This window comes from Lacisediminihabitans sp. FW035 (assembly GCF_054880895.1).
Map to the genome: position 1 here is coordinate 2,734,160 of NZ_CM142187.1, position 20,123 is coordinate 2,754,282.

The 20,123-nt window shown below is 63.1% G+C and carries 22 protein-coding genes and 1 pseudogene; 11 read left to right on the plus strand and 12 right to left on the minus strand.

Going from position 1 to position 20,123, the window contains the following annotated elements:
• Positions 1-14: 14 nt before the first annotated feature.
• On the plus strand, positions 15-1,301 hold the full coding sequence (locus ACVXZ4_RS13085) for an alpha/beta hydrolase family protein (protein ID WP_461795270.1): 1,287 nt from the start codon (positions 15-17) through the stop codon (positions 1,299-1,301).
• Here the strand turns inward: ACVXZ4_RS13085 and ACVXZ4_RS13090 are convergent.
• From ACVXZ4_RS13090 to ACVXZ4_RS13105, 4 genes are all read right to left on the minus strand, one after another.
• The gene (locus ACVXZ4_RS13090) at positions 1,270-1,998 is read right to left on the minus strand and encodes a MerR family transcriptional regulator (protein WP_461795271.1); all 729 of its coding nucleotides are present in this window, start codon (positions 1,996-1,998) and stop codon (positions 1,270-1,272) included. The genes ACVXZ4_RS13085 and ACVXZ4_RS13090 overlap by 32 nt on opposite strands.
• Positions 1,999-2,086: 88 nt before the next feature.
• Positions 2,087-2,494 carry an alpha/beta hydrolase gene (locus ACVXZ4_RS13095; RefSeq protein WP_461795272.1) on the minus strand — a complete coding sequence of 136 codons (408 nt, stop codon included), beginning with the start codon at positions 2,492-2,494 and terminating at the stop codon, positions 2,087-2,089.
• Positions 2,495-2,725: 231 nt separating this feature from the next.
• On the minus strand, positions 2,726-3,442 hold the full coding sequence (locus ACVXZ4_RS13100) for a lysostaphin resistance A-like protein (protein ID WP_461795273.1): 717 nt from the start codon (positions 3,440-3,442) through the stop codon (positions 2,726-2,728).
• Positions 3,443-3,636: 194 nt separating this feature from the next.
• A complete protein-coding gene (locus tag ACVXZ4_RS13105) occupies positions 3,637-5,481 on the minus strand; it encodes a CocE/NonD family hydrolase (protein WP_461795274.1) in 1,845 nt (614 codons plus the stop codon).
• Positions 5,482-5,592: 111 nt separating this feature from the next.
• On the opposite strand from ACVXZ4_RS13105, the gene ACVXZ4_RS13110 reads away from it, so the two are divergent.
• From ACVXZ4_RS13110 to ACVXZ4_RS13150, 9 genes are all read left to right on the plus strand, one after another.
• The gene (locus ACVXZ4_RS13110; RefSeq protein ID WP_461795275.1) at positions 5,593-5,856 is read left to right on the plus strand and encodes a hypothetical protein; all 264 of its coding nucleotides are present in this window, start codon (positions 5,593-5,595) and stop codon (positions 5,854-5,856) included.
• Positions 5,857-5,878: 22 nt separating this feature from the next.
• On the plus strand, positions 5,879-7,009 hold the full coding sequence (locus ACVXZ4_RS13115; RefSeq protein WP_461795276.1) for a sensor histidine kinase: 1,131 nt from the start codon (positions 5,879-5,881) through the stop codon (positions 7,007-7,009).
• On the plus strand, positions 7,006-7,620 hold the full coding sequence (locus ACVXZ4_RS13120) for a response regulator transcription factor (RefSeq protein WP_461795277.1): 615 nt from the start codon (positions 7,006-7,008) through the stop codon (positions 7,618-7,620). The genes ACVXZ4_RS13115 and ACVXZ4_RS13120 overlap by 4 nt, the downstream gene beginning before the upstream one ends.
• A gap of 168 nt (positions 7,621-7,788) precedes the next feature.
• Entirely contained in the window at positions 7,789-8,673 is an 885-nt protein-coding gene (bla, locus tag ACVXZ4_RS13125; RefSeq protein WP_461797983.1) for a class A beta-lactamase, read from the plus strand.
• A gap of 74 nt (positions 8,674-8,747) precedes the next feature.
• Positions 8,748-9,152 carry a RidA family protein gene (locus ACVXZ4_RS13130; RefSeq protein ID WP_461795278.1) on the plus strand — a complete coding sequence of 135 codons (405 nt, stop codon included), beginning with the start codon at positions 8,748-8,750 and terminating at the stop codon, positions 9,150-9,152.
• 34 nt (positions 9,153-9,186) lie between these two features.
• A complete protein-coding gene (locus tag ACVXZ4_RS13135; RefSeq protein ID WP_461795279.1) occupies positions 9,187-9,462 on the plus strand; it encodes a hypothetical protein in 276 nt (91 codons plus the stop codon).
• Complete coding sequence (locus ACVXZ4_RS13140) at positions 9,459-10,127, plus strand: DedA family protein (RefSeq protein WP_461795280.1); 669 nt, start codon at positions 9,459-9,461, stop codon at positions 10,125-10,127. Before ACVXZ4_RS13135 ends, ACVXZ4_RS13140 begins: the two co-directional genes overlap by 4 nt.
• A 32-nt stretch (positions 10,128-10,159) precedes the next feature.
• Entirely contained in the window at positions 10,160-10,666 is a 507-nt protein-coding gene (locus tag ACVXZ4_RS13145; RefSeq protein ID WP_461795281.1) for a hypothetical protein, read from the plus strand.
• A complete protein-coding gene (locus tag ACVXZ4_RS13150) occupies positions 10,663-11,058 on the plus strand; it encodes a LuxR C-terminal-related transcriptional regulator (protein ID WP_461795282.1) in 396 nt (131 codons plus the stop codon). Before ACVXZ4_RS13145 ends, ACVXZ4_RS13150 begins: the two co-directional genes overlap by 4 nt.
• A gap of 13 nt (positions 11,059-11,071) precedes the next feature.
• Here ACVXZ4_RS13150 and ACVXZ4_RS13155 read toward each other — a convergent pair whose 3' ends face one another.
• The 6 genes from ACVXZ4_RS13155 to ACVXZ4_RS13180 form a co-directional block, all read right to left on the minus strand.
• On the minus strand, positions 11,072-11,854 hold the full coding sequence (locus ACVXZ4_RS13155) for a MerR family transcriptional regulator (protein ID WP_461795283.1): 783 nt from the start codon (positions 11,852-11,854) through the stop codon (positions 11,072-11,074).
• A gap of 102 nt (positions 11,855-11,956) precedes the next feature.
• Positions 11,957-12,556, minus strand: a complete 600-nt coding sequence (locus tag ACVXZ4_RS13160; RefSeq protein ID WP_461795284.1) for a small multidrug efflux protein — start codon at positions 12,554-12,556, stop codon at positions 11,957-11,959.
• A 246-nt stretch (positions 12,557-12,802) separates the two neighbouring features.
• Entirely contained in the window at positions 12,803-14,266 is a 1,464-nt protein-coding gene (locus ACVXZ4_RS13165; RefSeq protein WP_461795285.1) for an MFS transporter, read from the minus strand.
• Positions 14,267-14,409: 143 nt separating this feature from the next.
• Entirely contained in the window at positions 14,410-14,901 is a 492-nt protein-coding gene (locus ACVXZ4_RS13170) for an FBP domain-containing protein (RefSeq protein ID WP_461795286.1), read from the minus strand.
• A 30-nt stretch (positions 14,902-14,931) separates the two neighbouring features.
• Positions 14,932-15,501, minus strand: a complete 570-nt coding sequence (locus ACVXZ4_RS13175) for a TetR/AcrR family transcriptional regulator (RefSeq protein WP_461795287.1) — start codon at positions 15,499-15,501, stop codon at positions 14,932-14,934.
• A gap of 665 nt (positions 15,502-16,166) precedes the next feature.
• On the minus strand, positions 16,167-16,559 hold the full coding sequence (locus tag ACVXZ4_RS13180; RefSeq protein ID WP_461795288.1) for a hypothetical protein: 393 nt from the start codon (positions 16,557-16,559) through the stop codon (positions 16,167-16,169).
• A 217-nt stretch (positions 16,560-16,776) separates the two neighbouring features.
• Here ACVXZ4_RS13180 and ACVXZ4_RS13185 point away from each other — a divergent pair.
• Positions 16,777-18,008 (plus strand): annotated as a pseudogene (locus ACVXZ4_RS13185) (IS3 family transposase).
• 60 nt (positions 18,009-18,068) lie between these two features.
• Here ACVXZ4_RS13185 and ACVXZ4_RS13190 read toward each other — a convergent pair.
• Together ACVXZ4_RS13190 and ACVXZ4_RS13195 are read right to left on the minus strand one after the other, a co-directional pair.
• Complete coding sequence (locus tag ACVXZ4_RS13190; protein WP_461795289.1) at positions 18,069-19,307, minus strand: sensor histidine kinase; 1,239 nt, start codon at positions 19,305-19,307, stop codon at positions 18,069-18,071.
• A complete protein-coding gene (locus ACVXZ4_RS13195; RefSeq protein ID WP_461795290.1) occupies positions 19,304-19,969 on the minus strand; it encodes a response regulator transcription factor in 666 nt (221 codons plus the stop codon). The genes ACVXZ4_RS13190 and ACVXZ4_RS13195 overlap by 4 nt, the downstream gene beginning before the upstream one ends.
• Between the last annotated feature and the right edge of the window lie 154 nt (positions 19,970-20,123).

Consider the following 20,123-nt stretch of genomic DNA (forward strand, 5'->3'; position numbering starts at 1 on the left):
TTCAGCCGCAACTGGTGACCCCCGACGATCGAGGGCTTCTGATCGGCGTCTACACGGACTCGGACGACCTGCGGCTCATGCGAATCGACCGCCAAACCGGCGAAGAGACGGTGATCGCGGCGGTCGAGGGCCACAGTCTCGACATCCTCGGCACGATCGCGCCGGGAGTTCTGCCGCCGACGGTGCTCACCAGCCGACGCACCGGCGAGGTCATCGCGGCACGATTCGTGGGTGACCGACCCCGCATCGAGATTCTGGATGAGGGCTTCAGGGAGGTCTATGCGAACCTCGGGAAGCTTTCCGACGGCGTGCTCGGCACGCTCTCGTCCGATCTCTCCGAGCAGCGCTGGGTCGCCACCTTCGTCCACGACCGCGACCCGCCTGCGACCTGGTTCTACGACCACGCCACCGGGCAGAGCCGACTGCTATTCCGCCCGCACCCGGACCTCGATCCGGCCGACCTCGCCCCGATGATACCGATCGCCCTGACCGCCCGTGACGGCCTTCCGTTGCACGGGTTTCTCACTCTCCCCGTCGGCACCGGAAAGGATGCGCCGCCCCTCGTGCTGCTCGTGCACGGGGGACCCTGGATGCACGACACCTGGGGCTACAACCCGCAGGTACAGCTGCTGGCCAATCGTGGGTACGCCGTGCTCGAGGTCAACTTCCGCGGCTCCACAGGATACGGCAACCGGCACACCGTCGCCGCTATCGGTGAGTTCGCCCGCGCAATGCACACCGACCTGATCGACGCCGTCGACTGGGCGATCGCGCACGGTCATGCCGACCCGCGGACGCATCGGCATCATGGGAGGCTCCTACGGTGGCTACGCCGCACTCATCGGCGTCGCCCTCGCACCCGACTACTTCGCCGCCGCGTGGACTACGTCGGGGTATCCGACCTAGAGAACCTCCTACGCACACTGCCCCCGTTCCTCCGCCCCTACAACGTGAACAGTCGGTTCCGGTACGTGGGCGCCCCCAATAACCCGGCTGCCGCGGCGGACATGGTGGCGCGATCGCCGATCTCCATGATCGACCGGATCACCACCCCGTTACTGGTCGCTCAGGGCGCCAACGATGCCCGGGTGGTCCAGGCCGAATCCGACAACATCGTCATGCCGCTCCGCGAGCGCGGGATCCCGGTGGAGTACGTGATCGCCACCGACGAGGGCCATAGATTCGACAACCCCGACAACCAGATCCGCCTCCACCTTGCGATCGAAGGTCATTTCGCACGGCACTTCGCCAGTGCCCCCGACATGCCTGTCACACATCCGCGCTCAGAGACTGCGCGATGAGAGTCGCCCGTCCCAGCACGTCCAGCTGTGCCGCGTTATGCAGCTCGATGAGCGTCTCGACGACTGTCTCCTTGACCACCCGTCGCCCCTTCGAGAGATGACCGACCAGCTCCGTCACCCACGGGAAGTCGGCTATATGTTTCGCGAACTTCGGCGCGAGCGATTCGGCAAGCAGCTGTCTCGTCGCCTCGTCCGCATCCGCGCCAAGGGTGTCGAATGCAACATCCACGCTGTCGGGGCCGGACTCTATCATGGTCTTGAGGCCTGTCATCGCCCTCTCGTCATAGAGCTGTGAGTAGACGAGCACGAGCGAACGATTCGACACAGACAGACTGGATGCCGCTTCCTCGAAGCCCGAAGGCACATCCGTCGCCGACGATCCCTCGATGGTCGCCCGAACCTCTGTGCGTGCTCGCGTAAATCGCTCGATGCTCTCGGTGAGGTCCGCATCGATCGCGAGAAGCGCGGCCTCCGGGGACTCCTCTCCGAAACCCACAGTTTCGATGCGTGCGAGCGGCACGCCCAGGTCGCGTAAGCGCCGCACCTGCAGCAATCGCACGAGGTGCCGCACGCCGTACTTCTTGTACCTGTTCGACGTCCGGTCCGGCTCGTCGAGCAGTCCCGAGCGGTGGCAATGGCGCACGGTGTTCACGGTCGTGCCAGCGAGCTCGGCGACCTCTCGAGTGCTCCAGGGCATCTCTCGTCCGTTCTCTCCTACCGGTACCGGCAGCGGAAGTCACCTCCGTCTAAGACCATGCCCCTGTGGGCTCGGATATCGCAGCGCCTCACACCGTGCAGGCCAGCTTGCCCTGTGGCAGCTCGAGGTCGACGAGATACGCCGCGGCGATCTCGTCGACGCATGCGTTCGCGCCGCCCGAGACGACGGTGTGGCCTTCGCCCGTGACCGTCAGTAGGGTGCTTCCCAGGGATTTTGCGAGGCTGATACCTCCCGAGTGCGGGGTGGTCGGGTCGCCCGTGATCGACACGACCAGTGTTGGGGGAAGCCCGTCGATGTCTTGCGCATACGGGGAACCCAGCTCGCCAGTCGAGGGCCAATCGGCGCACTTGTCGCGGGCTGCTTTGGTGACGGCGGTGCCCGGATCCATAAACGGTGGCTGCTTGTAGGTATCCGATCGCAGCTGTGCGAGGTCTTTCGAGGACTGCTTGTCCTCGTCGACGCAGTTGATCGCCATTATTGCTTCGGTGCCGCCGTCAGCCCGGCCGCGATCACCGCCGTGACTAGAGCACCCGTGAGACCAATCACGAGCGCCCGACGGGGCCGGCCGTTAGGCCGTGCGTTGCTCGTCACGATCGCAGGTCCAGCCAGCCGGTGATGTCCAGGGATCGAGTGGGGGGCAGATCGATCGACGACGGGCTGATGGCTGGCGGGTCGGGATCAGGCCTCTGAGATCTGTTCATCGGAATCACTTCGCTGCGCCGGCAGCGATAATTACGGGGACGAGCGCAACGGTCGCGTTGTTCACGCCGTGGAGCATGATCCCGGGCCAGATCGAGCCCGACCATCGAAACAACACCGCGGCGAGGATGCCCACTACGAACGCGATAGGAAACACTGGATTGATTCCGTGGGCGAGCGCGAAGATCGCCGCGCTGGCGATAATTCCGACCAAGGGGCCAAAGCGCGCCATTAAACCGTTGGCGAAGACTCCCCGGAACAGCGACTCCTCCCCCAGTGGTGTGATGAGCGATCCCGCCACCAGTGTGACGACGAGTGACAGCACTCCGCCGGCCGCCGCGGCCTGGTAGGAGCCCTGGACGTTTTCCGGTTCGCCGATCAGCATCGCGTAGACGACGGCGATGACCGTGCCGAGAACAAATGCGACCAGCCCGAAGGCCGCACCCAGGACCAGGTACCGCACTTTGGTCCGGCGAAATCCGAAGGCCGACAGACCACGGATTCGAATCACAGCCGCCACCGCCAGCGCGATGATCCCCATGAGACCGGAAACGACAAACCCCGCCACCCCCGCTACTCCCTCGTCTTCGATGAGGGGCAAGAGCACGGCGACCAGGAGGTAGGACGCCCCGTACGTGAGCGCTCCGGCCAGCATCTCGGGCCAGCCCGGCACTGTCGGTCGGTTTCGTCTCGAGACGAACTCGCGGTTCATAGTGCTGGTCATGTCATGCTCTTTTCTTAGTCATCGATTGATTGCTTTATGGGCCGGGGGCGAACACGGCGAGCGTGGACGCTATGGGATCGCGATCGGGCCGGGCACCCTCGCGGGTGGCGAGCCGAACCTGTGATCGGCCGACATGTTCGATTGAAGACCATGCCCTTGGGGCACAGTCAAGGGGTCTCGGATACCGAGGGAAGCTATGCGCTTCCCAGGACGAAGCTGCCTCTCGTCGGCGTGAGCTCGTCGCCGGCGAGAATGAGGTACGTGTCCAGGTACTTCGCCCGATCGCCCTGCGTCGACACATCTGCGGATGGATCGTCCAGTTGAAGGCTGATCACCGGGTTGGAAACGCGGATCTTCGTGCCACTGGGGGAATCGATCCAGTCGGTGCTGAGGTGCGGATTTGCTCCCGCGGGCCGGATCGTGCCGATCTCGATGGCGAGCTGATGTCCCGTCGCTAGCGTCCAGTCGTTCGACCTGAGCTCCAATGGGCGAGTTCCCGGCACCACGGCTGCGGCCTGTTCGTTGAACCAGGTCGCCGTCCCGTCCGGGGCTACGTCGTACAGGCGAACCAGGACATTTCCGTGGCCCCGTGCCGCAAAAGTCACCCCTGGCGTTCCGGTCACCCGAGTCGGCTTTGTCACCGGCTTCGACCAGCTGATAAAGCTGTTCGGATCCGCCTTCGGCTTCCCGGTGTTCCGCGCAGCGCCATCGTCGAAATAGCTGCCGTTGTCGAGGTGGATCTTCTGCGTGCGGTCCGCCGCCGGCCACGTCTTCTCACTGCGCCAGGCACCGGAGTTGTCCTGCACGGCGAAAGCCGGCAGCTCGGGGCGCGCTTCCGCGCCTTTGAGGTGCTCGTCGTAGAAGGCGAAGACCTCGTCGTACCAGCCCGCGCGACCCATCAGGAGCTTCCCGTCGGCAGGGTTCACATCGTTTCCGCGAACGTGATCCCACGGCCCGAGCCATCCTCGCTCCGGTCCCTCATGATTGTCGAGGAATTCCCGCATGCCTTCGGCCTCGGTGTTCCATTCGGTGAATCCCTGGGTGAAGAGCAGAGGCGTATCGCTGCCCTTGGCGAGGGATGCGAAGACCCGCTCACCCCAGTACCCGGGATCCGCGGAGATCAAATCCGCCATGTATTGCAAGCGACACGCTGGGTCGATGAGAGCGGCGTTTGCCTTGTAGTGCGCGTCGTCATCGGGCATTCCCGGCAGCCATGCCGAGCCAGCATAGACAGTGCCGATGCTGACAGTCGTCGCGCGGGGAATGCCGCCCGACCAGAAGTTGCGTTCCATGTCCCAGATGGGCTCCTGTGCCACGACTGCGCCGAGTTGCTCGAGCTGCAGATCGTTTCCGATGAGGCCGGTGAGCGCGTCGTAAGACTTGCCGAACATGCCGACCTTGCCGGTAGACCACGGCTGCGCGGCCGCCCATTCGATGGCCGCCTTCACGTCGGCCCGTTCACCGGGTCCGCCCGCATCCTGGCACCCCGTGGAGCCCCCGAACCCGCGGCCGTCCACAAGAATGACCGCATAACCGCGCTCCAGCGCCTTGCCCTCGGTTATCAGATCCGTGAACCGCTTGGATGGCCCGGCTTGCTCGTGGAGTTCCGGACTGATTTGCCCGATATGGCTGAAGTACGGGCCGACAGAGACGATGGGGGTGACTTTTGCACCCTCGGGCAGTTCTTCCGGCAGGAGCACATCGGCGTGTAACTCAGTCTTGGTGTTATCGGCGGACGGGAAATACTCCTGCGACCACGCCGCACCCTCCGGCACTCGGGGATTCGTAGAATTCGTGATTCCGGCGGCTGCGCGCACTATGGATGCTGCGGGCACCGCCGTTGTCGGGCTCGCGAGCGCTCCAGTCCCTGGGGTGCTGTCGCTGGCATCCGTCGTGAACGGTGCGAGGCCCCCAATACCGTCGCGTGCAGCGTGGGATGCTTCTGCCACCGTGCATCCCGAGAGCAGTACGGTCAGCGACACGACTGTCAGCGCGACCGATGCCTGAATTGTTCGCTTCCGCGAGTGGTGTTCTGTCATGCATCCCATTGCACTCGAGCACGCACTTGCGCTGCAGTGCCGCCGTGTCACCGGGATCCATGACACTGTGTCACTACCGGCGATGTCGGGCGGCGGCGAGTGTTAGTGCTTATGAAACTTCTCAATCTCGCGTTGAACGGCGTCGTCGCCCTGGGTGCCGCGGTCTTCCTGGCCTACTTCGGGATACGGAACGGCACTGGGCTCTTCACATCCTTGCCCGCTACCATCGCCGTGATCTTCACGAAGCACGAGGGCTTGCAGTTTGTGGCTCTAGGGCTCGTCGTGGCCGCGCTGATCGCGAAGGCATTCGTCATGAAGGCGCTCAAGCGCCAGAGAACAGCGCAGACAACAGGGAGCCGAAGTGATCTCCAGTAAGCATGCTCCTGAGGAAGCGGCTATGTCCCGCCGCATGCGGCGGATCGCGATGCTCACAGCGATCGTCGCGATCGCTCCGCTGTGCATCATCGGTGTCTTCCTGACCGCGGATTCCTGGCTGGAGGGAGTGATCGTCGCGGCCGGACTCCTCCTGGCGCTGGGCGTGCTGCGAAGTTGGAGTCTTGACGGATATCCGCCCATCGTCATGATCAGCTTTGCCTTCACCGGTGCCGCCTGGCTCCTTGGCGCCCTGACCGTGACGGGCCCGCTCGGGTTCGTGCCGTTCTCCCTCGTGGGAGCGCTGCTGATAGCCCGGTTTCAGAATCACCGACTGCTCTTGACGATCGTTTTCTCGCTCGGAGCAGGCGTGCTGGGCGCCGCCGTCCTCGTGCCGCGGCAAGCCTCCTGGTCGCAGGTGGATTCCTACATTGTGCTGCCGCTCGCTGGCACCCTCTTCATCTCCGGCGTCGTAGCGGTGAGTGAACGATCATGGCAGCTGGTGCGCCGCCTCGAGCGCGCCAAGGAAACGGAAGCGGAACTCGCAGTCGCTCGGGAACGGATGCGGTTCGCTGGCGACCTGCACGACATCCAGGGGCACACACTGCACGTCATCAAGCTGAAGACGGCGCTCGCTCAGCGGCTGGTCGATAATGACCCACACCGTGCAAGTGCCGAGCTTGAAGAGATCCGCCACCTTGTGGATGACACGATCGGGAAAACGCGAGAGCTTGCCTACGCCCGACACGAAATGAAGTTCTCAGCGGAACTGGAGAACGCACGGCGACTGTGCGAGGCGGCCGGAATCGAAGTGGAGGTGAGGCAAGAAGGCGGGCGAATAGTGATCTCTCATCCGCTTCTGGCGCACGTGCTGCGTGAGGCCACAACCAATCTGCTGCGACATGCTCATCCCAGCTGCGTTTCGATTGTGGTATCACCGACACACGTCCAGGTGTCGAATGATGGCGTAACGGAAGGAACCGAACCCAAGCTGCGGGGGCTCGCTCGACTGCGCGAACGCATCGAGCTCGCGGGCGGCGAGCTGCGTATTGATACGGCCCCGGGGCGCTTTGCCGTTTCGGCCACTCTCGGCACCAATGACAACAACGACTCGGCAACACTTCGCACCCTCCCCGACGAGGACGCGCACCGATGACAGAGAAACGGATCCGCGTCGTGCTCGCCGACGATGAGCAACTGCTACGAGCAGCACTAGCCGCTCTGCTCCCCCTCGGGGGGACGATCGACGTCGTCGAGGAAGCGGAAAATGGAGTTGCGGCCGTCGAGGCAGCACTGCGTCTGCATCCCGACGTTCTCGTCATCGACCTCGAGATGCCGCGCATGGACGGGCTCGCCGCCGCCGAGGCAATCCTTCGGGTTTTGCCGAACCAAGCCGTGCTCATGCTCACGCGCCACGCCCGGCCGGGCGTACTTCGACGGGCACTCAAGCTCGGTATTCGTGGATTCATGAGTAAATCAGCCGATCCTGAGGACATTGCCGAAGTCATCATCCAGCTGCACGGTGGGCGACGTTGGATTGCCCACGACGTTCTCGAAGCATCGGTCGTGGACGACTGTCCCCTCACCGACCGCGAACTCGATGTCCTCCGGGAGGCGCGCGAAGGCTACTCGGTCAAGGACATCGCCAAGAGACTTCATCTGGCATCAGGCACAGTTCGCAACTACCTGTCCAGCAGTATGCAAAAAATCAGCACTGCGACGCGGCACGATGCCGCTCGTCACGCCCACGACCGCGGCTGGCTCTGACCACATCGCTTGACCCTGCCCCGAGGGCATGGTTTCTACTAGCCCAGTCACCGCGCTACCCACCTGCCCCCGCACGAGCTGGGGAGGATTCCCATCAAAAGAGGACATCACACCGTGCACCCTTCAAAACCCATGCTGGCCATCATCGGTCTTGTTGCGACCGCTGCGATGCTGTCGGGCTGCTCATCCGCCACCCCCGAGGCAACAAGTCTCTCGTCTGCGCTGAGCAGCGCATCACGTACCACCACGCCGGCGACAGTCGAAGCCACTTCGGCGGCATTCAAAGACCTGGAGGAACACTACGACGCCCGTCTCGGCGTCTTCGCTATCGACACCGGCTCGGGCAACACAGTCAGGTTCCGGGCAGACGAACGATTCGCCTATGCGTCGACCCACAAGGTGCTCTCTGCGGGAGCAATTCTCAGGGAGAGCAACCTCGAAGATCTCGACCAGGTGGTTCGATACACCCAGGCGGATCTGGTCGCCTATTCGCCCATCACCGAAAAGCACGTTGAGACGGGGATGCCGCTTCGCAACGTGATCGCAGCGGCGCTGCAGTACTCCGACAACACCGCCGCAAACCTGATGTTCCGCCAACTCGGTGGACCCGCAGCCCTCGGAAAGACGCTGATCGAGATCGGCGACCGAACCACACTGGTCGCCCGCGTCGAACCCGAACTCAACGAAGCCACCCCCGGTGACCCTCGAGACACCACAACTCCACGAGCCATCGGTTCCGATCTGCGTAAATTCGCTCTAGGAAGCGCGTTGCCGAAAGCCAAGCGAGCGATTTTGACAGAGTGGCTTCGAGGCAACACCACGGGTGCGAACCTGATCCGCGCCGGCGTGCCCTCTGACTGGACCGTCGGGGACAAGACCGGCAGCGGCGGCTATGGAACACGCAACGACATCGCCATTGTTTGGCCCAGCGCTGGGGCGCCGATCGTCCTCGCTGTGATGTCCAGCAAATCGACCGAGGACGCGAAGTACGACGACGCCCTCATCGCTGCCGCCGCCAAAGAAGCGGTGGCGGCACTAGGCGCGACACCGTGATCAATGCGGCGCGAACACCGTTCTTCCGTGAGCAGAGCTCGCGACCCCGCTTCACCACTGGATAAGGAAATACTGTGACTGTCTCACTCATCAATCCGGACGGCCACGTCCGAATTCCGCTGTACCACCACGTCGCTGTCGCGACGGGGACCCGCCAGGTGTATCTCGCCGGCCAGGTCTCGTGGGACGAGAACGGCGAGCTCGTGGCACCGGGTGATCTCGCCGGGCAGGTGGCCCAGGTGCACCGAAATATCGCCAAGTCGCTCGCCGCAGCGGATGCGACCTTTCACGATGTGGTTCGGATCACCTGGTATGCCGCCGGCTGGAAGAAAGAGATGTACGCGGCTTTCCAGGAAGGGATCGACCAAGCGTCGCGGGAGTTCGATGTGCCGAGCTTCCCGGCGGCGCTGATCGGCGTCGAGATCCTGTTCGAGGAGGGAATCCTGATCGAAGCAGAAGTCACCGCCATCGTCGGCTGAGTCGCTGACACCACGACGGCATGAATCAACCGCAGTGAACATTTTCATCATCGGTATCTCTGGCCGCATCGGCGGCCTGCTTGCCGAGGAGCTCATCGCCCGAGGAGACAGCTTGTCCAGATTGGTGCGCAGCCACGCCCAGCGGGTGTCGGTCGAATCGAGAGGCGGCAGGGCGCAGGTTGGCGACCTCGCGGAGATGACCTCGGATGAACTCGCCGGAGTTGACCAGATAGCCCTCGGTGGTGGGGGGTGCTGGATGCCCCAGAGGTATGTGTGGACCGGGTGCCCATTCGTAACGTCGAGGGCATGAACATCATCAACGATTTCATCCTTCAGGCCGCGGTCTCCCCGTGGCTCTACCTCGTCATGTTCGCGATTGCCGTGATCGATGGCTTCTTTCCCCCGATCCCCAGTGAGACCGTGCTCATCGCCGCAGCTGCGGCGGCGGCGTCCCCCGGCGGTACAAATCTGCTGGTGCTGTGCCTGATCGCTGCGGTCGGTGCGATGATCGGCGACAACGTCGCCTATGCCATCGGACGCGCTGTGGGAATTACGCGCTTTCGATGGATGCGTCGGCCTCGTGCCCGGGCGATCTTCGAGCGGGCACAGGGCAGGCTGCAGCGCAGTGGTGCCGGCCTGATCCTCGGAGCCCGCTTCATCCCCGTTGGACGAGTCGCAGTGAACATGTCGGCTGGAGCGCTCGGGTACTCGTGGCGCCGATTCCTCCCGCTCAGCGCGATCGCCGGGATCATTTGGTCGGTGTACAGCGTGGGCATCGGACTGCTCGCCGGCCGCTGGCTACAGGATCAGCCCTTCCTCAGCTCGATTCTGGGCATCGTCTTGGCTTTCCTGATCGGCGTAGTCATCGATCGTGTGATGGCGTTCCGCCGGCGCCGGGTGCTCACCCGGTCGGTCGCCGATTCTCACACGATCGAGTCGACCGAATTTCAGCATGAACGTTCGTTGGCCGGATGAGCGGGAACGGGGCGCGCACAGTGAAGACGAGGATGGCCGTCCTGACTCTCCTGTCGATTACTTTCGCCGCCCTCTTCGCCATTCTGGTTCCCATCCAGACCGTGATCTACGGCACGCCACTGCCGGTGGCACTGGCGCTCGGTGCGTCCCTTTGCAGCGCATCGATCGTCAGCCTCGCTCGCCCTCGCCTCGCCATCGGCCTGTTTTGCGTGCCTGCGTTCCTCCTAGCGCTTGACGTGTCGTCGGAGGGTGTGTGGCCCTGGCCGTGGTCGGTTCCCGCGCTTATCGTGTTCTCCGGGTTCGTCGCGGTGATCACATTCACCCGTGGGTGGAAACTGGGGCTGAATCCCCTACTCGTGAGCAACACCGGCTCCCTCACCGCGCTCCTTCTCTTGCCTGCAGTCTCGGCAGCGAACCCTCCCCTGGCCGGTCTCATCGTCACCGCTTCCATCAGCACCGTCGCCGGGACTGCTGAGGGTTTCGGTTACTCGAGTCACCTCAACCCTCAGCAGTCCCTTCTGCGCGGGTTGTCGTCGTGACGACGTTCGATACCGACGAGTACCTGCGCGGCGCATTGCGGGCGGGAGCATCCGGTTTCCTCTTGAAAGACGCCGGTCCGCGACTCCTCGTGGAAGCTGTGCGCGCCGCCGCAAACGGCGACGCCCTCGTGTCACCGTCGATCACCGTGCGCTTGCTCGACGAGATCGCCGACTCGCTCTCCCCCACGCCGGTCCGTCACGACTTGTCACCCCGAGAACTGGATGTGGTGAGATCGATCGCCCAGGGACAGACCAATGAAGCAATTGCCGCAGACCTCTTCGTTGCGATAACCACGATCAAGAATCATGCCCGGAGCATCAGCGTCAAGCTCGGAGTTCGCAACCGAGTAGAGATCGCCGCCTGGGCGTGGCGTCACCGCCTCGTGCCCTGACTCCCCGAGGAGATCAGTCGTCCCGAGCCGTCGCTGCCGCAGCATCCAGCGCCGCTTCGAGGGCATCGAGCTTCTCGGAGTCTCCGGTGCTGACGAGGTGAGCGCGATACAACACTTCGAGCTGGGCCGGGTTGTAAAGGTCCTGCATCGCGGCAACAACGGTGGTCTCGACGTCCAAGCCACCCCGACGAGCCTTCGACGCAGGGTTTCGCAGCCAGGGCGATCGCTCGATCTGCCGAGTGATCGCCGGAGCAAGGAGTTCGCCCAGTCGCTGCCGGGTTTCCCGGTTAGCCTCGGAGGCGAGCGCCTCGAATTCATCATCGGCACTGCTGCGGGGCTCGTGTTTGATCGCCTGGCGAAGCTCGTCCATGGCGGATTCGTCGAACACCCGAGAGTAAATCATTACCAGCGAACGGTCGGCATCAGACAGGTTGCTCGCGATTTCACTGAATCCAGCGGGCAATTCCGCTGGTGAGCGATGGCGCAAGATGAGGGCGAGCTCCATGCGAATTCGCTGCAACCGTTCGACGGTGACCGCCAGTTCGGCATCCAGCACACGGATCGCCTCGTCGGGTTCTGTGTCCGCCCGGCCCAAGGAAGCAATCTCGGCGAGCGAGACCCCAAGCTCCGCAAGTCGGGAGATCTGCAGCAGCCGCAGCAGGTGTGAGACCTGATACTGCTTGTACCCGTTCGTCCTTCGCGCGGGCTCGTCGAGAAGACCGACCTTGTGATAGTGCCGTACCGCTTTGACGGTAGTGCCGGCGAGTTGCGCCAGCTGGCTGGTACTCCAGGCCACATCCGCTCCTTTCCATTAGTCGGCGGATCGGCCGACACCCCTGAGTCAAGACCATGGCCTTGGGGCATGGTCAAGTTGCTGTCGCGCCACCATGCCCTTAGTTCAGTAGCCGAGCACGGCGACGGCAGCTGTCGCTGACACAGTGACCGCCGCTGCCCAGACCACGATGGCGACCGTCTGCCACAGGATGACCCACCCCTTGCTGACACCGGCTCCGATAAAGAACAGCGCCGTGAAAGCAAACGGAACCGCGAGCGGGGCAAGCACGCTGGCCCCGGGGACGCCATATCGGGTCAGCCACCCGGCCAGTCGCTTCGTGCCCTTTGATTCCTTATCCGCTGCCGCGTGCTGCCGTGCCGCATCCGACGCGACGGCCAGATGGTCCTGATTGGTCGCGCCCGATTTCGATCCCACTGACAGCAACTTCGGCTCTTGGACCGGAACGCCGCGACGCGCGCGACGTAGAACGACTGCCTCTCGCACCCGCGAACCGAGAAGTACGACTAGCACGACCGCGAGAGTGCTGCCGACGACATTGGCCGTGAAGGCGACTACTGGATGCATGCCTGCGACTATCCCCAGCCCGGATGCAGCTTCATCGATGAACGGAATTGCGCCGACGACGGCGACAAGGAGCGGCTGAACCAGCTCCGGAAGCTCGCCGACGAGGTCTTGAAGCCAGCCGAAAGGGTTGATGGACATTCTGATCTCCTTGTGTAGGCGGCGACGCCGGGGCGACAAAAGCGCGGTGAGCCTTTATTCAGCCGGGGATTCGAGCAGTGGCTCGGACCCGTAAGTACCACTAGAGACCACGACCTCGGGGCAGGGTCAAGCTCTGCCTGAGCATTGTCGAGGATGTCAAACTTGGAATCCGCACTCCTCGAGCGCGATGCCGGGAAGACTTCAGAATCGACTTGTCGTCACAGGCATCGTTGTCCGGCAGCTCTACTAGCGGGCAGCAGCTCCTGTCGAACTGGCGGAGCTCTTCGATACCTGGCCGTCCCGCGGAGTCCTTGGCCGTGGAATGAAGGCGGCGAAGATCACGCAGACCAGCGCCGCGGCGAGGCCGAGGGCCAGGGCGAGCATGAATCCTGTCTCGCTCGGGCCCGAAGTGCTGCCACTGCTCGCGGCGGACTGCGCGAGCACGGCCCCGACCACTGCGGCGGCGATGCTGGTTCCCAAGGACCGCATGAGTGCATTGAGTCCGTTGGCGGCACCGCTTTCGCTCGGGGGAACGGCCTGCAGGATCAGCGCCGGCATCGCGGCGTAGCCAAGACCGATTCCGACGCCGAGAAGGGTGTTGACGATCAGGATCTGCCAGAAGGCGGCGTGGAAAACCAGGGCGCCTCCGTAGCTGAGCGCGATGACGAATGCACCGGCGATCAGGAGCGTTTTCGGGCCCTTCGCCCGCTGGATGCGACCGGACACCGGTGACATCGCCATCATCGCCAGGCCCGAGGGAGCGAGCACGAGGGCCGCGCCGACCAGGGAGAGCCCCAGTCCAACTCCGCTACCGGGCGGGAGTTCCAGCAACTGTGGGAAGACGATATTCGCAGCGAAGAGCGCGAATCCCATCGCCACAGAAGCGAGGTTGGTGAGCAATACGGGTCTGCGGGCGCTCACTCGCAGGTCGACGAGCGGATCGTCGACGCGGAGCTCGAACATCCCCCAGGCGATGAGGACGACTATTCCCCCGACGAGAAGGGTGAGCGTTCGGGGGTCGCCCCAGCCCCATTGGCCGCCGCGGGACACGGCGATCAGAGTGCCGACCAGCCCAACCGTGAGACCGGCTATTCCGACGAAATCGAGCCGACCGGGCGTACGGAGCGTGCTCCCGGGCACCACAGTGGCGTAGAGAACGAGGCAGGCCACAGTGAGTGCTGTGGCGATCCAAAACAGCGAATGCCAGTCGAAATTGTCAGCGACGAGGGCGCTGACGGGAAGACCGAGCGCTCCGCCGACTCCGAGGGTCGCGCTGACAAGAGCGATGGCTGATCCGAGTCGTTGTACGGGCAGGACATCGCGCAGCATGGCGATTCCGAGGGGGATGACGCCCGCGGCGACGCCCTGGAGCACCCGGGCGATGATCATCGGGGCGAGGGTGTCAGACAGGGCCGCCAGGATGGCTCCGAACAGCTGGAGTACGAGCAGGACCATGGCGATCCGTCGTTTTCCGTACATGTCTCCCAGGCGCCCGGCGATCGGCGCGCTGATCGCGGCGGCCACGAGGGTGGCGGTGATGACCCAGGCGGTGTCCTGGCCGGAAGCTTGCAGCAGCCGGGGCAGCTGGGGCTGGATGGGGATGAGGATCGTCTGCATGAACGATGCACTCACTCCCGCTAGAGCAAGGGAGCCCACCACCAAGTTGGGATGAGTGGCGCGTTGCCGCACCGGCCGGTCTGTCATTGTCATGGTCGTTGGACTTTCTCGATGAGTTCACGCGGGTACAGCAGAAGGATCGCCGTGCCCGGCAGCAGTGAGTGCCTGGGACGGCGAGGGGATGTGGTGATCCCGACCTGGGACGGAGCGGTGCCCGGATGGCACCTATTTACAGGTCAGGCGGTGTGGCGAAGGTCCGCGACGAATCTCTTCGAACGCAGTCCCAGCGACTCGATTCGCTTGAGTCGCGCCGCTTCCCGATCGAAGCCGGTGTAGGCCAGCGGAGGGAGCTTGCGCACATTGGCGGAGCACTCGAAGTTGGCGCAGACCAGCGTTGCCACCGTGTTGCCCGCTCGTCCTGCGGGCCCTGCTCGTCGAGCGGTGAAGTAGTGCACGTCGTTAGGGAGGGTGACGTCCTCGCACCACGAGCATTGCGGGCGAGAGCGGGTGCGACCTTCGGACTGCCGAAGCATGATCCCGGTCACGCCTTCGTCGAGGTCGGTGACGACGTACCCGATGGTGGGGAGCTTGGGATCGATCCATCCCAGGTAGTCGAGGTCTGACCAGCTGAGTGCGTCGAATTCGGGCGAAAGCGTGACAGCCTTCCGTTCTCGAAGGGACGTATTGACGAAGGATGCGCGCACGTCAGCAGCGGTGAGCTGTTTCACAATGGGTCCTTTCTGGGTAGTAAGCGGATGTCAGCTAAGTGGCCAGTGACTGAGCGTGAAGTGAAGCGCACTCAGGGCGCTATCCCACGAAGCGGTGGTGGAGCGGGAGCCGTGGCTGAAGGCGCCGCCTCGTTCCAGCAGGACATAGCCGTGGAAGGTAGCGTGCAGCATCCGCACTGCGTCCGTCTCGGCAGGCTCGCTCAATGTGTATCCACGCAGGATGGCTCGCGTCATGTCTGCATGGCGGCGAGCGGCGCTCTGCTCGGCAACATCAGGATCCAGACTCATCTGGGTGGACGCGTAGCGCCCGGGATGATTCATCGCATAAAAGCGGTACGCGTTGGCAAAAGCGACCAGGGCGTCACGTCCGGCTCGCCCCGCAAGCGCCGCACTCACCTGATCGGCTAGTTCCGCCAACGAAAGAACTGCTATCCCGGAACGTAGTTCGTGCAGACTTCGCACGTGGGCGTAGAGGCTGGCGTCCTTGACGTCGAAAAGCCGAGCGACGGCGGACATGGACACCTTGTCGAATCCGACCGTGTCGGCCAGGTCTGCTGCGGCAGAGATGATGCGAGTCGAAGTAAGTCCCGCACGTGCCATCGTTCCTCCCTCCCTTTCCTAGGTCTACCCTAAATTAACCTAGGGGTTCTAGTCAAGAGCATTGTGGTAGATCAGCAGCAGAATGCGGATGGCCGACTTTGCTCAGCACGAAGGAGTACGCCCATTCAGCCTCACCCGCGACTCGACCGCCAGCTCTCACCAGGTCTCTCCGATAGCAATTGGCTTCATTAACGAGGTCTGCTCGCCAACTCAAAATGGACTCGCGGACGGGTCTCTCCGCCGGAAGAGCGCCATCCGACTCGAGGAGGTTTGAGAAGAGATCGACACCGATTCCCATGAGAGCAACCCGCGCAGTGACTATTCCATCGTCGGACGACGCGGGCGACTCAATGGGAAAACACTCCTCCTCGTCGATCGAAGTCGAATCGAACGGGATGCCGAAATGCAAGAAACCAGCGACGTGACCCGCCCAGTGTGTCACCCTGTCCCGGTTCGGCTCTTGTGATTCTGGTCCTGCATATCTGGCTGTCATGATTCGCCGATCGATTGTTGAATTCGTCGTTTTGGGTGTGTTGATGCGCGGAGGTTGAACGGGTCCGACAGAGATGACGATCAAAATTCACCGCGACTCGAGACTGGCCGTTCCATTTCCTTCGCGGGAAGGTCGTCCTCGCGATCCCGGATCACCCTGAGGGCTCCCCCTTCTACTGGGCCTCGGGCCTCGGGAAATGGTCTGGGAACTCGGCTCGGTAGAGCGCCTCGTCAGAGACGGCAAAGAGCGAGACGCCCCACGCCCCGACCTCGCCGCTCCACAGACGGTACGAATCGGATGAGCTGAAGTCGTCTTCGCTCAGCCCGAGCGCGATAGCCCAATCAGAACAGGCCGTGACGGCACTCGGGTCGCTGCGCCCGCCGGGGTACTGCCCCTCGAAATAGGTCGCTCCGTCAGCCGTTAGCCGCCATTCCAGAGGAGTGAGCTTCACCGCGGCACCCGCATCGTTCAGCGTCCTGCCGACTGTGTTCTCTGTGGACTCGGAAACCGCCCTGACATTCAAACGACCAACCCCCGCTCTCTTGCCATTGCCGTTGACATTCATGTGAAATTGCCCCGCTTCCCTGACCCATCAGAAGGCCCCAAGCTACTACTCGAGGCTATGCAGGATCTCGGTTGCTCGCCGTCCGTAGCCGATGGTCCGCTTCGGCAAAAGCGTCCAAATTGACAAGTGAATTTCGCAGTGTTCGCGTGGCCTCAATTTCCGGCAGTATTGAATCGGCCTGACTTTCGTTCCGTTCTTGAAGTAAGGATGGAACATCATGAACAGGGAGTATTTACCGGAGATGCGTGAGCGGGCGCTGCGGATGCTCGCGGAGGCTCGGCCGGAGCACCCGAATTTGATGACCGCGATCCGTCACGTCGCGGGAATGCTCGGGATGAGCCCGGAGACGTTGCGGCTTTGGCAGCGCCGCTACGAGGTTGGCCATGGCAAACGGTCCGGAGTGACCACGGAGGCGGCCGTGGAGATCAAACGGTTGCAGCGGGAGAACGCCGAGCTGCGGAAGGCCAACGAGATTTTGAAGGCCGCGAGCGTGTTTTTCGCGAAGGAGCTCGACCGCCCCTCGACGAGATGATCCGGTTCATCAACGAGCACCGGGATCGTTTCGCCGGTCTAGCTCATCTGCCAGGTCCTGCGCCCGGCAGTGAGAGGATTCCTGACCTCACGCGGCTATCGCGCTGCTGCGGGCAGGACGCCGTCCGCGCGGCAGCTGCGTGACAATCTCCTGGTGCCCGAGATCGTTCGTCTTCATGCGGAGAACTACGGCGTCTAGGGGCGCCGGAAGATGCATGCCTTGATGCGCAGGCAAGGGTGGGCGATCGGTCGAGACCAGGTCGAGCGACTCATGCGGGATGCCGGCGTTCGCGGGGTGCGCAAGTCGAAGAAGGTGTTCACGACGAAGTCCGGCCCCGCGCTGCAGCGGCCGAAGGACCTCGTCAACCGCCGCTTCACCGCCGCCGGTCCGCGGCGACTCTGGGTCTGCGACGTGGTCTATGTCGCAACGTGGTCAGGGTTTGCCTATGTCGCGTTCGTCACTGATGTCTACTCGCGTCGCATTGTCGGCTGGAACGTCGCAGCGACACTGCGGGCCGAAATCCTGCCCATGCAGGCTCTCGATATGGCGGCGTGGGACGCAGGCGGAGACCTCACCGGGGTTACGTGTCACTCCGACCGGTTGAACTCGCGAACTATATTGCGATGGTCTGAACCGATCGCATCGTCGAACTCGGCGCGGTGCCCTCCACCGGAACTGTCGGCGACAGCTATGACAATGAGATGGCAGAGGCCGTCAACAACCTCTACAAGACGGAGCTGATCCGCCAGCAGGGTCCGTGGCGCACAGTCGAACAGGTCGAGCTCGCCACCCTCGAATACGTGTGGTGGTGGAACAACCAGCGACTCCACGCAGAGCTCGACATGCGAACCCCGACCGAGGTCGAGAACGCATACTACGCAGACAAAGAATCCGCCCAACCGGCACCCGCCGGATAAGGCTCTCGCTAGGAACGAAAGTCAGGCCGATTCAGATCGCCGTTTTTTGCAGGTCGGGTGTCATCGAAGACGAGTGCTTTTATGGTCAGCCCAGAGGTCTCCAGGGGCCAGAGAAGAGCCTCGCTGGAGAGGTTCACGCTGCGTTGGGAGGTCGAGGTGCACCGTCAACCCGCCATCGGATCGCGGCACAAGAGAGAGCGATCCGTCGTGTGCACGCGCGATCGTGTGTACGATCGCAAGACCGAGACCGTGGCCGCTTCCGCGGGTGACTATTCGGCCATGTGCTCGGGCGAAGAGCTCGGTGAGCTGCGCGATACTGTCCTGCGAGATGGTGGCACCAGTGTTTGCGAAAGTGATACGGGTCATGGTCGGGGTCATTGACGTTTCGATGGTGATCTGACCACCGGGGTAATTGTGGCGGATGGCGTTGCGAAGGAGGTTTGAGACGGCCTGACGGAGTAGGACAGGATTACCGAACGCCCAGTCACCAAACGTCCGAGTCGTTAATGCAAGGCCGCCGTCCACAATCTCGGGCGCGAGTTCTGCTGTGACCTCGTCGAGGAGAGCGGTCAAGTCGACGCGTTCAGGCTCGGGTGCGTTATCGCTTGCGTTGGAGAGGTCGAGGAGGGCTTCGACGGTGTCGATGTTGGATTGGTTGACGTCGCGCACTCGTTCGGCGAGGGATCGAAGTTCAATGGAGTCGGCATCCGGGTCCGCGAGTGTGACGTCGATCATCGTTTTTACAGTCGTAAGTGGGCTGCGAAGTTCGTGGGAGGCGTTGGCGGCAAAGCGTTGCTGCGACTCGAAAGAGCGCTCCAGTGAGGCGAGCATACGATCGATGGTCGCGGACAGGTCCCGGATCTCATCGTGGGGACCGGCCATCTCCAGGCGGTGATGAAGCGTCCCGGTGGCGGCGCGCTTGGCTGCGGCGTTGATCGCTGCGAGCGGTTTGATGATTCGGCGGGCCATGAGCCAACCAAGGACGCCACCGAGGATAGTCATCACCCCCAGTGCGATCAGCGAGGCGATCAGCAGGTTCGCCAGAAAGTCGTCGATGGTTCTGATCTGGAACGGGTTGGCGGGCTGCACATGGACAGTGCCAGGGACTTTGGAGGGATCAAGTTCCGTCGCGGGTGCGGTGGGCAGATCGTAACGGGGCACGTACCGCATGTAGAGGTACACGAGCGTGATGAGAACGGCGCCGCATCCAGCCACCAGGGCGGCATAGGAGAGGCAGAGGCGCGCTCGGATCGTAAGTACGCGCCTGCGCGGATGCCGCGGGCGTGCTTCTGAATTCATCCGATCGCGCCGAATCGGTAGCCGATGCCGGGTACGGTCTGGATCACCCAGGGTTGGCCGAGGCGTTTGCGGAGGTTGGAGACGGTCACCCGAACGGTGTTGGTGAACGGGTCGGAGTTGGCGTCCCAAGCTTGTTCGAGCAGAGTTTGCGCTCCAAGAACCCCGCCGTCAGCTTTCATGAGAGTCTGGAGCACGGCGAACTCCTTCGGGCTGAGGCGGATGAGTCGGCCGTAGCGGTAGACCTCTCGTCGGAACGCGTCAAGGCGAATGCCATCCGCGTCGAGCACGGGAGGGCTGGCCGGTTGGCTGCGGCGTTCCAGCGCGCGTAGTCGGGCGACAAGCTCGGGAAACTCGAAGGGTTTGGACAGGTAATCGTCCGCGCCGAGTTCGAAGCCAGTCACTTTATCATTCAGTGTGCGAGCAGCGGTGAGCATCAAGACGCGCACGACGGGGTGGTCCCTCGCCAGGGTGGCACACACCTCATCACCATGCACGCCGGGCAGGTCACGATCCAGAATAACCACTTCGTAGCTCTCACCCGCGACTGCTTCCAGTGCAGCTACGCCGTCATGGACCACGTCAGCAGCGATCGTCTCACGCCTCAAGCCAACTCGAATCGCATCGGCAAGATATGGATCATCCTCAGCTATTAAGACACGCACTGTCACACTCTTTCGTCTGGTCGCGAACTCATAACAGACAAGCACATCGGGTGTAATGAAGACGTAAAGGAATACCTGAACGCTTTGGGAACAGGCCTTCTGCTCTACTGGCCTAGCGCCGACGGAGAGACCGCGGCCTCATCCTAAAGGACTC